Source organism: Bacillus massiliigorillae (assembly GCF_000380245.2).
Taxonomy (GTDB): domain Bacteria; phylum Bacillota; class Bacilli; order Bacillales; family DSM-1321; genus Bacillus_AD; species Bacillus_AD massiliigorillae.
The window spans coordinates 359,121-372,417 of the sequence record NZ_HG428742.1 but is presented as its reverse complement, the minus strand read 5'-3'; the positions used below and the strand labels follow the sequence as shown (position 1 = coordinate 372,417).

13 protein-coding genes are annotated in these 13,297 nt (G+C 36.1%); 11 read left to right on the top strand and 2 right to left on the bottom strand.

All coding sequences use genetic code 11. The features are described from left to right. Positions 1 to 27: 27 nt before the first annotated feature. The 5 genes from TX86_RS17835 to TX86_RS17815 all read left to right on the top strand — a co-directional run bounded on the left by TX86_RS17835 (position 28) and on the right by TX86_RS17815 (position 4,400). The gene (locus tag TX86_RS17835) at positions 28 to 267 is read left to right on the top strand and encodes a DUF1146 family protein (RefSeq protein ID WP_042350980.1); all 240 of its coding nucleotides are present in this window, start codon (positions 28 to 30) and stop codon (positions 265 to 267) included. 132 nt (positions 268 to 399) lie between these two features. Further along, positions 400 to 1,128: a YwmB family TATA-box binding protein gene (locus tag TX86_RS17830; RefSeq protein ID WP_042350979.1), complete on the top strand. Its 729-nt coding sequence runs from the start codon at positions 400 to 402 to the stop codon at positions 1,126 to 1,128. Between the two features lie 32 nt (positions 1,129 to 1,160). After that, positions 1,161 to 2,459, top strand: a complete 1,299-nt coding sequence (murA, locus tag TX86_RS17825) for a UDP-N-acetylglucosamine 1-carboxyvinyltransferase (protein WP_042350977.1) — start codon at positions 1,161 to 1,163, stop codon at positions 2,457 to 2,459. Between the two features lie 379 nt (positions 2,460 to 2,838). Continuing rightward, positions 2,839 to 3,870, top strand: coding sequence for a stage II sporulation protein D (gene spoIID / locus TX86_RS17820; RefSeq protein WP_268258263.1), 1,032 nt, complete (start codon positions 2,839 to 2,841; stop codon positions 3,868 to 3,870). Positions 3,871 to 4,067: 197 nt separating this feature from the next. Further along, entirely contained in the window at positions 4,068 to 4,400 is a 333-nt protein-coding gene (locus TX86_RS17815; RefSeq protein ID WP_042350976.1) for a hypothetical protein, read from the top strand. Positions 4,401 to 4,450: 50 nt separating this feature from the next. On the opposite strand, the gene TX86_RS17810 is transcribed toward TX86_RS17815, so the two are convergent. Beyond that, positions 4,451 to 5,308 (bottom strand): AraC family transcriptional regulator, encoded by an 858-nt coding sequence (locus TX86_RS17810; RefSeq protein WP_042350974.1) that lies wholly within the window; start codon positions 5,306 to 5,308, stop codon positions 4,451 to 4,453. A 129-nt stretch (positions 5,309 to 5,437) separates the two neighbouring features. Between TX86_RS17810 and TX86_RS17805 the strand changes: the two genes are divergently transcribed. Continuing rightward, positions 5,438 to 6,625, top strand: a complete 1,188-nt coding sequence (locus tag TX86_RS17805; RefSeq protein ID WP_042350973.1) for an MFS transporter — start codon at positions 5,438 to 5,440, stop codon at positions 6,623 to 6,625. Between the two features lie 21 nt (positions 6,626 to 6,646). Here the strand turns inward: TX86_RS17805 and TX86_RS17800 are convergent, their stop codons facing one another. Continuing rightward, positions 6,647 to 7,066 carry a VanZ family protein gene (locus tag TX86_RS17800; RefSeq protein WP_042350972.1) on the bottom strand — a complete coding sequence of 140 codons (420 nt, stop codon included), beginning with the start codon at positions 7,064 to 7,066 and terminating at the stop codon, positions 6,647 to 6,649. 118 nt (positions 7,067 to 7,184) lie between these two features. On the opposite strand from TX86_RS17800, the gene spoIIQ reads away from it, so the two are divergent. The 5 genes from spoIIQ (at position 7,185) to TX86_RS17775 (ending at position 13,047) form a co-directional block, all read left to right on the top strand. Beyond that, positions 7,185 to 8,024 (top strand): stage II sporulation protein SpoIIQ, encoded by an 840-nt coding sequence (spoIIQ, locus tag TX86_RS17795; protein WP_042351211.1) that lies wholly within the window; start codon positions 7,185 to 7,187, stop codon positions 8,022 to 8,024. A 237-nt stretch (positions 8,025 to 8,261) separates the two neighbouring features. Further along, positions 8,262 to 10,190, top strand: coding sequence for a DUF294 nucleotidyltransferase-like domain-containing protein (locus TX86_RS17790; RefSeq protein WP_042350971.1), 1,929 nt, complete (start codon positions 8,262 to 8,264; stop codon positions 10,188 to 10,190). A gap of 40 nt (positions 10,191 to 10,230) precedes the next feature. Beyond that, positions 10,231 to 10,875 (top strand): 3'-5' exonuclease, encoded by a 645-nt coding sequence (locus TX86_RS17785; RefSeq protein WP_042350970.1) that lies wholly within the window; start codon positions 10,231 to 10,233, stop codon positions 10,873 to 10,875. Positions 10,876 to 11,410: 535 nt separating this feature from the next. Next, complete coding sequence (spoIIID, locus tag TX86_RS17780; protein ID WP_042350969.1) at positions 11,411 to 11,674, top strand: sporulation transcriptional regulator SpoIIID; 264 nt, start codon at positions 11,411 to 11,413, stop codon at positions 11,672 to 11,674. Positions 11,675 to 12,045: 371 nt separating this feature from the next. Beyond that, positions 12,046 to 13,047, top strand: coding sequence for a rod shape-determining protein (locus TX86_RS17775; RefSeq protein WP_042350968.1), 1,002 nt, complete (start codon positions 12,046 to 12,048; stop codon positions 13,045 to 13,047). Positions 13,048 to 13,297 lie beyond the last annotated feature (250 nt).

The window sequence follows — 13,297 nt, the reverse complement described above, 5'->3', positions numbered from 1 at the left end:
TAATGAGGCTCAGAAGGGAGCAACCTTATGTTTGTCAATTTAGGACAACAAGCGATGTTAGGGATTTTATCACATTTATTTTTTATTGCCATAACATGGTGGGCTCTACAAGCATTGAATTTCGAAAAATTACTTCGTGCTAATAAAGTAATACAAGCAAGGCTTTTGTACATCTTATTGACAGTTACTATTGGCTCTACAGCGAGTAACTTCTTTTTAGATTACTTGTCTTGGTCTTTAAACATGCCGTTTTTTATTCAAAGGTAAAAATTGAAGTACTTGTAAAAGAAGAATGCTACTGTTTGTTTTGTGATTTGCTTAACTTGAAACTTGTCGATAAATGATAGGTATGTAGCCCTCCCAAAAGGTAACACTGATAGAATGGGGGAGGTTGTTGCAATGCAAAAAATTCTTTATCTATTAGTTATAAGTTTGATAATAGTTTTTGTTGGGAATATTACGATAGAGGCAAATAGTGATAGTATGGATTTAGACCAAATGTCACAAGTTCTTGAAAATAAAGATGATGTAAAAATAGAAGAATGGTCAGTAACTGCTAGAGAAGCCACTACTTTTATTACGACTGAGCGTCAGTTTTTACTAGAATTAAGAGAATTAAAGACAAAACTTCCTAGCTTTACATGGAATGTAATGAAAAGCTCAACAAAATATATAGCAGTTGGAATGAGAGATGAGTCGGATTTTCACGAGTCAATAACGCTTTCTTCCACACTATCAAGCCAGAATGAGTCTTATATTACATATGAAATAAAGGGGAATACATTAAAGGGGAATTGGAAACAAAATGTTTCTAATTTACTTAATAGTAGAAAGAAAATAGTATTTAATCAAAATACCACATTTTTCACTTGTATCAAAGGTAGTTTCAATGATACTATTGATAAGGTTTTAACTTCTGTTTCAAAGAAGTGGATGGAGAGTTTCCATGCAAGAGAAGTAGAGAGCTTACAAGAAGAGAATTTTATTTCTATTACTGCTCAATCATCGCTTTTTAAACAAACAGATGTAAGTAAACATTACAATTTTCAATTAGCCATGAGAAATGATGGAATGGGCGCAAGGACGACCTTTGTAATTGGCACACCCATCATAACATTTGAATATTAATATATAGAAATTGGACGCGGAGGGGAATACTTTTGGAAAAGATCATCGTCCGCGGCGGAAACAGACTGAATGGTACTGTAAAAATTGAAGGAGCTAAAAACTCCGTACTTCCTGTTATCGCTGCAACATTATTAGCAAGCAATGGTAAATGCATTATTAAAGACGTGCCTACTCTCTCCGATGTATTTACTATTAACGAAGTTTTACGTAATTTAAATGCCGATGTTGTATTTGAGAACAATGTCGTTACTGTAGATGCATCAAGAGATTTGAAAGACGAAGCGCCGTTTGAATATGTACGAAAAATGCGTGCCTCTGTACTTGTTATGGGGTCACTACTTGCACGTAATGGTAAAGCACGTGTAGCTCTACCTGGTGGTTGTGCAATTGGATCTCGTCCACTTGATCAACATTTAAAAGGTTTTGAAGCAATGGGAGCTCATGTCAAGGTTGGCAACGGCTTTTTAGATGCTGAGGTTGAAGGTAAATTAAAAGGTGCAAAGATTTATTTAGATTTCCCAAGTGTAGGCGCTACAGAGAATATTATGATGGCTGCAACACTTGCTGAAGGTACAACGATTATTGAAAACGTTGCAAAAGAACCAGAAATTGTTGATTTAGCAAATCTTCTAAATAAAATGGGTGCAAAGGTACGTGGTGCAGGTACTGCGACTATTCGTATTGAAGGTGTATCAGAGTTAACTGGAACTACACATGCGATTATTCCTGACCGTATCGAAGCTGGAACGTTCATGGTTGCATCAGCAATCACTGGTGGTAACGTACTAGTACAAGGTGCTGTAGCTGAACATTCTTCTTCTCTTATTTCGAAAATGCAAGAAATGGGCGTTGAGATTATTGAAGAAGAAGATGGATTACGTGTTATCGGACCAGAAAAACTAAAAGCTGTTGATATTAAAACAATGCCACACCCTGGTTTCCCAACAGATATGCAATCTCAAATGATGGCATTATTACTGCGTGCAGAAGGTACAGGTATGATTACAGAGACAGTCTTTGAAAATCGTTTCATGCACGTTGAAGAGTTTCGTCGTATGAATGCGGATATTAAGATTGAAGGACGTTCTACAATTATTAACGGTCCTTCAGACTTACAAGGAGCTGAAGTAGCAGCAACGGATCTTCGTGCTGCAGCAGCGCTTATTTTGACAGGTCTTGTAGCAGATGGTATTACTCGCGTAACGGAATTGAAGCATTTAGATCGCGGATATGTTAATTTCCATGGTAAATTAGCTGCACTAGGCGCTGATATCGAACGTATTAGTGAAGATACTGTTACAGAAAAAACAGTAGTTGATGTAAAAGCTTAATAAAATAATAGTATGATATAGTTCTATTATTCATTAAAAAGAACCTGATTGGCTTATGCTAATCAGGTTCTTTTTGGTTTGGGCGTAAATCAAGGAGGTAAATATTAAATGAAAAATATAAGAATGAATATAACTTTGAATCTAAATTGCTGCCTAGCTTAAGAGCCCAGCTCCTAGTGAACTTCGCCAACTTCTCTACGATCAGTCAACATCTAATCGCCTAACGGTTTTTAGTGTTTTCTTTATCGAAAGGAAGAGGGCTCCAGTTCATTCAGAGCTTAGCAGGGCGCTTGCGCTTTTCTTATTTCTTTAATCTGTAATAATGGGCGGAAATTATCATATGAATATATAGTGATTAATAATGGAAGGGGACGAGATATTGAAGTCTATCAAACCTGTATTATACGTAGTTTTGGTTGTGGTAGTAATAACCGTTATGATTCCCGCTATGCTTGTGCTTCCATTTTCAAAAGGTGAAACGGGGGAGAAAATAACGGACGAATCAAAGCAAGCTAAACAGCCAACGTTGGAAGTAAATCAATTAGAACAATCGGCCGTCCAGGTTGCTGTATTAAGATCAGCAAATAAACAAGTAAGTAAGCTACCCCTTGAGAAGTATATAGTCGGTGTGGTTGCCTCTGAAATGCCTGCAGACTTCGAATTAGAGGCATTGAAGGCGCAAGCGCTCACCGCTCGTACCTACATCGTCAATAAGCTGATGGATGGCTCTAAGGATGCCTCGTTAAATGGAGCAGATGTGACGGATACGGTTAATCATCAAGTATATAAAAGCGATGCTGAATTAAAGGCTCTATGGGGAGCAGATTATGATTGGAAATATAAAAAAGTAGCACAGGCAGTATTGGAAACAGAAGGGAAAATTATTACCTATGGTGGTAAGCCAATCACTGCAACATTCTTTTCAACAAGCAATGGTTTCACGGAGAATTCTGAAGCAATTTGGGAAAGCCCTTATCCTTATTTAAAAAGTGTAGAAAGTCCATGGGATAAGCAATCTCCAAAATTTTATGATCGAAAAGTAATGTCCGTAGCTCAATTTGAAAAACAATTAGGTGTGAAGATTGAAGGAAAAACGAGCATCGGCTCTATTATAAAGCGTACGCCAGGTAAGCGTGTAGCATCGGTGAAAATTAATGGGAAAGTGATTAGTGGGAAGGATGTTCGCGAAACATTAGATCTGAAATCAACCGACTTTTCATGGGAAAGGAAAGGAGATTCAGTTGTTATAACAACTAAAGGATATGGACATGGAATTGGAATGAGTCAGTATGGTGCAAATGGTATGGCTAAGGAAGGGAAGAATTATGAACAAATAGTAAAGCATTATTACTCGGGTATTCAAATTGCTTCCTCTGCTTCATTCGCAAAAAAGATAGTGGCGCAAAAATAGATAGTAAAAACGAAGAGGCAATCTCGTGAGTCGTTGTTATGGCTTACGAGATTGCCTGTTTTATATGGAGAGGAGAAATCCTCACCACAATCTTTATTTCACGCAACTCGGTAGTAGCAGGTAAATAATACATATAGTCCTATTGTTCATGATATATGTCATAATGGTTAGTAATTAGATGGATAAAAGAAAGGTGGATGTTTGTCATTTCTACAATTAATAAAATATTAAAATGGCTTACATTTTTATATGAAGGGTTTTTAGCTATTCCGATATTAGGCGGAACTTTTATTATAGCAAATGGTTGGACACCGCTTGTAGTTGCTGGAATTCTTCATACGGTTGCTATTGTGCTTTTATTAGTAGATAGAAGGTTAGCGATAACAGGGAATGTAGTTGGATTATTAGGAGCGTTATTAGGTTGGATTCCGATTATCGGTTGGTTATTCCATGGTGTTACTGCTTTCATTTTATTTATAGAAGCTATTTATGTCTCGGTAACGGGATATAGAAGTTCAAGATTCATATAAACATTAAAAAAACCAAAAGAACTTCTCGCTGAAGAGAGCTTTTGGTTTTTTTAATGTTTATATTGTTTCTTATATGCGTTGGGTGTGCAATCATGGAATTTTTGAAACGTTTTATAGAAGTGGCCCATATTATGAAAGCCAGCTAACTCAGCTACTTCCTCTATTGCAAGTTGTTCAGTAAGTAGGATACGTTCGGCTACTTTGATTCGTTCATGTTGTACATACTCTACAAATGTAATACCGATTGTTTTTTTAAAGAGCTTCAAAAAATAATAATAGTTGAGATTTAATAATTGGCAGCAACGTTCAACTGAAATTTCCTCTGCAAGATTTGCGGAGATATATTGTAGAACAGGACGTAGCCGTTCTATTTCTAATGAAGAGTGTCGATCTAATTCATGTTTATAATCATTTCTTAAAATGGTTAGAAGAATGTGTTTGACTTTAATGGCTATTGCTACCTCATAGCCACGTGGTCTTTCAATAGATTCTCGGTGAATATCGATAACCGTGCTAGCTACTTCCTTTCGAACAGACTCATCTTCTTGAAAGATATAGTTTAGTTTACTTAAAGACATGTGTGGATTTAATAGACTATGAATAAATGGAGCTAAACTAGGTTCAAAGAACTTGTTTACATCAAATTGGAAAACTATATAGCGTACATCTAGATTGCAATCCAAATGTACCTCCATTGGTCCGATCAAAAATAAATCTCCAGCTTTAAGTTGATAAACTTTTTCTTTAATAACTAACTCCATGCTGCCTTCTAGAATGACGAGAATCTCTAACTCCTTGTGATAGTGCCAACTTCCTTGAAGAGGTTTAATACCTCTTGGTGAGGCTTCATATATTTTTAGGGCTAGCAGGGGATTATTATAATTGATAATTTCATTGAGTAAATCCACTTCGTCACCTCCAATGTCAATTTAGCATATAAACATAGCCAAAACAATTATAGTTTTCACTTTGATAAATGAGTAATATGAATATGCTTTAGTTGAAGTAGATTCAACGGACAGAGAGGAGATTACAACATGAAATTAGAAGCAAAATTATATTTAGTCATGATGACATTTTTAAACTTTTCATTAGCTCTGTCAGGTATATTCGTTAATATTTTTATTTGGAATATTGATAATTCCTTTGCTTTGTTAGCGTTTTATAGCTTGTCGCATTCTATTGCGGTATTAGTGAGCTTCCCTGCGTGTGCTTGGTTGGCTAGGCAAACCTCACCAATGTCATGTTCAAGAATTGGTATTTTGCTATTTATTGTTGGGTATAGCTTTTTATTGTGGGTGAGAGAAGATGCAGTTAATCATATATTCTTATTGGGAGCTATGCTAGGATTAGCGACTAGCTTCTTTGTTATTGGTCAGCATATGCAAATATTTAATATTACACAAGATCGTAATCGAGATCGATTTTTATATATTCTTAGCTTTTTAACGAATGGTGTTGGCATGTTAGCGCCTATGATTTCAGGCTTTACGATTAGTCGTTTTATTGGAATGAAAGGCTATTATATTGTATTTAGTATTTCGTTGCTCTCATTTCTAATAACAGCGCTTGTTTCACTAAAAGTAAAAGGGAAGAAATTACCGAAGAAATCGAGCTTTAAAGAAGTATGGAAGAATCCTACGAGAGAGTGGCGAGGGATGTACTGGGTGAGTATAGTTACTTCTATGGTTGAAGGAACCTATAGTTCTTTTTTAGTTACCATCATGACATTCTCTATTTTACAGAGCGAGTTATCTTTAGGCGGATATAATACATTTGCAGCACTTATGGGTTTAATGACTTCATTATGGTTGGCGAAAATTTCAAGACCTGAATTACGAATGAAGGTCTTTACGATTGGAGCATTTCTTGTTGCTTCATCTTCCATTTGGATTAGTATTCAACCAAGCTTCTTGATATTAGTTATCTATGCTGTTCTTTCGGTAATTGGTTTTAATTTAATGAACACAACATTAAATGCTTGGATGTATGCTTCCATTGAATTTGATAAGAAGTTTGAGGAACGCCGGTTAGATTACATTGTTGTAAGGGAAATTCCGCTTGGGCTAGGTAGAATGATGGGTATTGGTTTATTTTTTTTAATGTACGCTTTTTTTGATGATGAGAAGATTCTACCTATTAGCTTTGCGCTATTTGGTTCTATCTTTGTGTTTCTAATTCCTGCTTTGCGGAAGATATGGAGTGGGCACCATCCTACAATATAAATATAGAAGGAACCAGGCGTATTAGCTTGGTTCCTTTTGTATCTTATTTAATATACTTTTTCTTTTATAGAAATAATGGTAGCGTACATGCCCCCATACTGCTAATACACCAATCCAATCTTTTACTACATCAATGAGTGTAGCGGATCGATATGGATAAAAAGATTGATGAATCTCATCAACCACACCATAGGATGCTGAAATGATGGCTACAATTAAACTAGTACGTAAAGAGAGTTTGCCACTAGTGGCAAGAGCGATGACAAATAATATATATAAAGCAGCGAATTCGACTAGATGCATACTTTCTTTCCAAATATGATCCCACTTTGAGTCTGGAAGCTCTACGACTGCATTAGCAGGTAAGCTGGATAATACCCATACGAGAATCATATAAGCGATTGGTAGCAACCATACAAAGTAAATTGAAACTTTTTTCATGTTATCTTCCTTTCTTCCGAAATATTTCTATTGTATCACGAAACAAGAAAATAAAAATTTTTTAGAAAATGTATATATTTTCAAAAATATGTTCAAAATGGTTGCTGAGGTGATATTCATGAGAGAGGATGAAAAGAAACGTAATTCTCAAAAATCAGGAATGAGACGTTTTCTTTCTAAGCGTTGGGCGTTACCAGCGATTTATTTAGCAAGTGCAGCAATTCTATTAACAGCAGTAATTTGGTTTCAAAATAGCAACAATGATTCAGCTAACCCTGGAGAAGTAGAAGTGGAACAAGTCGAAAATGCAGGAAAAAATAGTGGTAATGAAGCAGTGGAAGTAAACAGTAAAGTTGAAAACTTTAGTTGGCCAGTAGTGAAGCAAGATAACGCAGTAGTTAAGAAAGAGTTCTACGATATTAATGGAGACAAAGCAAAACAGGAAAATGCTCTTGTATTTTACGATAATCAGTACCATTTAAATCGTGGAATTGATATCGCCATGAAAGATGGTAAGGCGTTTGATGTGACGGCAGCATTAAGTGGTAAAGTTACAAAAGTTAAAGAAGATGCGTTACTTGGAAACGTAATTGAAGTAGAACATGTTAAAGGCATTACAACAAGCTATCAATCTGTTACAGACATTGCTGTGAAAGAAGGCGACACTGTAACTAAAGGACAAGCGCTTGCGAAAGCGGGTCAAAGTTTATTAAATAAAGATGCAGGTATTCATGTACACTTTGAAATTCGTAAAGATAGTGTCGCTGTGAATCCGCAAGATTATTTCGATAAATCTGTTTCATCATTGATGGAAGCGGAAGTTGTAAATGGAACTCCAACAGAAGATGTAAAAACAACTACTGAAGAGTCTAAAAAGGATCAATCAAATAAAGAAGATTCATCTTTAGAAAATGATTCTTACGAAGAGAATTCAACAAATGCACAAGAACAAAATTAAGAGGCTGTCTCAAAAGTGATTTTCAATCACTTTTGAGCTGCCTTTTTTTAATTGATAAGAGATATGAAACAAGTAAATAAGTGATTGACTGAAATGGCAAATAAAGGGATAATCGAGTTATAATGGTATCATTTGGAAGTTGTTCATGCGAGTAAAAAAGTCCTATACAACATGTTTGACACGTTTAGATGATTGAAGTGTTTCAGTACTATTACGTAGACGAAAGGTTGATTGGGAATGGGTGGAGAAAAGCAGGATGTGATTACAGCTGTACGTTTTCATCCTTTTTTTCAAGGAGCAGAGCCGATGGTTATTTCCTTGCTCTTGGAAATGTGTGAAGAGAGGCATTTTACAGCAGGTGATGTTATTTTACATGCGCGGGAGCGAAGAACAGGTCTCTTTTTAGTAATTGACGGAATTGCAGAAGTGTATGTGATGGATGAGCAACATGGTAGAAATGAAGTATTAGAGATTATTGCGAAGGAAGAAATGATAGGCTTTTCCAGTTTGGCTGATTTTCTTGGAGCCATTGAACAAACAGATGATGTAAAGGCAGAAGAGCTAGTAGAAGTTAGAGCAGTAGAAGATATCCGTGCGCTATATATTCCTTTTGAGGTTGTTACGAAGCGTTGGACAGATCCGATTGTCCATGATTATTTCTTGACACAAGTGGCTATTCGTTTGAGAGATGTATATAGTTCGTTGGCGGAGCAGGTAAGACTTGCTCGAGATATGGGAGAAAGTGATTCCCTAGTGCTGCGAGTGCAAGACATCATGTCGCCTATTACTGTTACCTGTTCACCAGAGGAAAGTGTGCAAAATGTTGCGAGAAAGATGATTGATAATCGAATAAGTTCAGTACTGATCATGGAAGGCGAGCAAATAGCTGGTATTGTGACGGAGAGAGATATTGTTGAACGAATTGTTGTACAAAATCGAACGTATCAAGAGCTTGCCAAAAATATTATGACAGAAAATCCGATTACCATATCGCGTTTTTCTTATTATTATGATGCTTTATCAACGATGGTATTAAAGGGTGTCAAACGTTTACCAGTTGAAGATAATGGTATTGTCTGCGGGATGCTGACACTTTCCGATTTAATGCGCAAAAAGAATGAGAGTATGTTAAAGACAATTAGAAGTATTGAAGAAGCAGATGTTCAGTCTTTACCACAAGTAAAAGGTGCAATTTATAAAGTCTTTGAAACGTTATTGAAAGAACAAGTACCAATGGTGAATGTGCTAGCAGTTGTGACGACGCTATTTGACCGTTTAATTAAACGAGCCGTTAATTTAGCGCTTCAGGATATACAGGATAATACTGGGCTTACACCACCTGTTACGTTTAATTTGTATACGATGGGTAGCGGTGGTCGTGGAGAACAATTCATGCTCACTGATCAAGATCATTTTCTTGTTTTTGAAAATAGTGATGACGAGGAGGAAGTGCATTCTTATTTTAAATTATTGGGTGAAAAGATTGTTCATTATTTAGAGTTAGCAGGTTATGCGAGATGTAAAGGGTTGATGATGTCGAGTGAGGCTACATGGCGAGGCACACTTGATGAATGGCGTATACGCCTCAAGGAATGGGGTATTCAATCATCGAATGAACAATTATTGCTCGCAATTAATTTCTTCTCTTATCGTATGGTATATGGCGATGAGAATTTGCATCATAAATTTGAAGATATTATTGATGAAACATTGCAACGTTATCATTTATTCCTCTTCCGTTTAGCTCAAATTGAACAAGAGCGCCCAATGACATTATTAGGGCAGCCAATTCGGTCATTGTTCAGGTTAGAAAAGAAATGTATTGATATGAAGAAAGACATTCTATTTCCTTATCATCATGGTTTACAAATATTATCGATGGTTCATGGTGTTTTATCGGGAACACCTTTTGAAAGAATTGATGCTTTGGAGCAGCAAGGAGTATTCTCACATAACTTTGCACATGATTTAAGAGAAGCGGTTAATCAGGTACTGACGCTGTATGTTCAATTACGCTGGAAACAAGCAAAGAAAAATGGGGGTTCTTCATCAATATTATACTTTACTACACTTACGACTAGGGAAAAGGAAGAGCTCATTATTAGTGTGAAAACGCTAAAAGAATTACAAAATAAATTGTTCTACCAATTCTCTATGCAGATATGAAGTAAATGTAGTTTTTTAATACGTAAAGGGGGAGATTCCTATTTTCTTTCTTAATAAAAATATAGATTGCCCTTTGAATTATGATAACCTGCCTTTATCTACACCATTATCGGAATTAAGCTATACAGTGTTTGACACGGAGACAACAGGTTTCCAAGTAGAAAAAGATGATCGGTTAATTGAAATTGGAGCTGTGAAAGTTAGAGGTTTTGAGGTGATTGAAGATAAACAATTTCAGACGTATGTAAATCCAAATCGACACATTTCTCAGGAAATAACTGAATTAACTTCAATAACAAATGAAATAGTTTGTGATGCTCCACAAGCTCTCGAAGCCATGTACCGTTTCTTTGATTTTATTGCGGAAACGAACAGTACGTGCTTTGTCGGGCATTATGTCAATTTTGATATGTTGGTTTTGAAAAGTGAACTAAAAAGAGAAAAATTGACTTATCGTAAATATAAATCGCTAGATACATTAAATTTAATCGGTTTTTTAGCACCTGCCTATGATATTAGAGATTTAGAGCGCTACGCCATGGCATTTAATACTCGTATTTATCCACGTCATTCGGCAATCGGTGATGCGTTAACAACGGCTTATCTATTTGTTGAATTGCTTTTACAATTATACGATCGTGGTATACATACTTTAGGTGATTTATCGCGCGTGAATGGTCAGTGATATTTTGTAAGAATGTCCAACCTTACACCTGCTTTGACCGGAAATAAGCCAACCTGTTTTGAAAATCAAGTGCGGGTTTTCAAGAACAGCTCGTCTTATACATGTTGTCTAGCTCCAGCACCCAGCGACTAGTAGATTTCGCTCATCTCCCTACGATAAGTCAACATCGAATCGCCTACCGCCTCTTCGTGTTTCCTTTATCTCAGTCGAAGTGCTCCAATCTATACGTCGCAAAACGGGCGCTTGCGCTTTTCTTATGAAAATTTGTTGTTTTTTGCTAGCTAATTAAAAAAGATTTGAAAAAAAGTGTAAACTTCTTGTCCTTATTGTGTTTTTCATGCATATTTTATCGCCCAAGCTAATAAAATGTTAGAAACCTTACAAACAAAGAGAGTGGCTGAGGTGAGGAGTCGTTTATAGAAGCCTAATAACTTGCCATATATATTCTTTATAACTCCAGAGAAAATACTAACGAATCGATTGAGGCGAATCTCATTTCACACTTCTCACATCCAATTTAGGGAGGTCGAGTGGTGTGCACGATTACATCAAAGAAAGAACGATCAAGATAGGGAAGTATATCGTGGAGACAAAGAAAACGGTTCGCGTGATTGCGAAAGAATTCGGAGTATCCAAAAGTACTGTTCATAAGGACTTGACTGAGAGACTTCCTACAATTAATCAGGAGCTGGCAAATGAAGTAAAGGAAATCTTAGACTATCATAAATCAATTAGACATTTACGTGGTGGAGAAGCAACAAAGCTCAAATACAAAAAACCAGAAGAAGAAATGGTGTAGTTACACGAAAGAATGTGCCTTTAGACGAATGGGTCTGAAGGCTTTTTATGTCTAATCTTACACATGCCATGCCCTGAAATAAGCCAATCTGTTTTGAAAACCAAAAGCGGGTTTTCAAGAACAGCTCGTCTTATTGCTGCCGCATGGCTTTTTTTGATTGGAAGTAAAACAAGATGAATAATGGTATGAATTCCATCTATTTGAAAATAATAATTAAATAATTACTTCATTAAATAACTATTTTTACTATTTTTTTAAAAATAATGTGTTTTACTGAAATCTTCTTACTAATGAACTAAAGATTGTGTTAAAATATACAATTAGGACAGATATAGCTGTGAATGTACGTATTTGAGGAGGAAAAAAAAGCCATGTTTGCTAGGGATATAGGAATAGACCTCGGAACTGCGAATGTTTTGATTCATGTTAAGGGTAAAGGAATTGTATTAAATGAACCATCTGTAGTAGCGATTGATAAGAATACGAATCGCGTACTAGCAGTAGGAGAGGAAGCTCGTCGCATGGTCGGGCGTACACCTGGAAATATCGTGGCTATTCGCCCGTTAAAAGACGGTGTTATTGCAGATTTTGATATTACAGAAGCAATGTTGAAGCATTTTATTAATAAATTGAATGTAAAAGGATTTTTATCAAAGCCTAGAATCTTAATCTGCTGTCCAACAAACATTACAAGTGTTGAGCAAAAAGCTATTAAGGAAGCGGCAGAAAAAAGTGGCGGCAAAAAAATCTTCTTAGAAGAAGAACCAAAAGTAGCTGCAATTGGTGCTGGTATGGATATTTTCCAACCAAGTGGTAATATGGTTGTAGATATTGGTGGAGGTACTACAGATATCGCCGTTCTATCTATGGGTGATATTGTAACGTCTGCTTCTATTAAGATGGCCGGAGATAAATTCGATAATGAAATTCTTCATTATATTAAACGTAAATATAAATTGTTAATCGGTGAGAGAACATCAGAAAACATTAAAATTGAAGTAGCAACTGTTTTTGAAGGCTCTCGTAATGAAACGATTGAAATTCGCGGACGTGACATGGTGTCCGGATTACCACGTACAATTACAGTTAATTCAATTGAAATTGAAGAAGCATTACGTGAATCAGTATCTGTCATTGTGCAAGCTGCGAAGAGTGTGTTAGAAAGAACACCACCTGAACTATCAGCTGATATTATTGATCGTGGTGTAATTCTTACTGGTGGTGGAGCTTTACTTCATGGTATTGATATGCTACTAGCTGAAGAATTAAAAGTACCAGTATTAGTTGCTGAAAATCCAATGGATTGTGTAGCAATTGGTACAGGTGTTATGCTTGATAATGTAGATAAAATTTCAAGCCGCCGTTTCGGATAAATCTTTTTACAAATGATAAAGTGCCTGAGCATGAGCTCTGAGGCACTTTTTTTTATATGTCTATAGCTAAAAATACTATCGGTTTAGACGATAAATTATATATAATGTAAGTAATTGCATGTTCGGATAAGAAAAGCGCAAGCGCCCGTATAGAGACGTATAAACTGGAGCTCTCCTCCTTTAGATAAAGGAAACACGAAGAGCCGATAGGCGATTTGATGTTGACTTATCGTAGGGAAGAGAGCGAAGT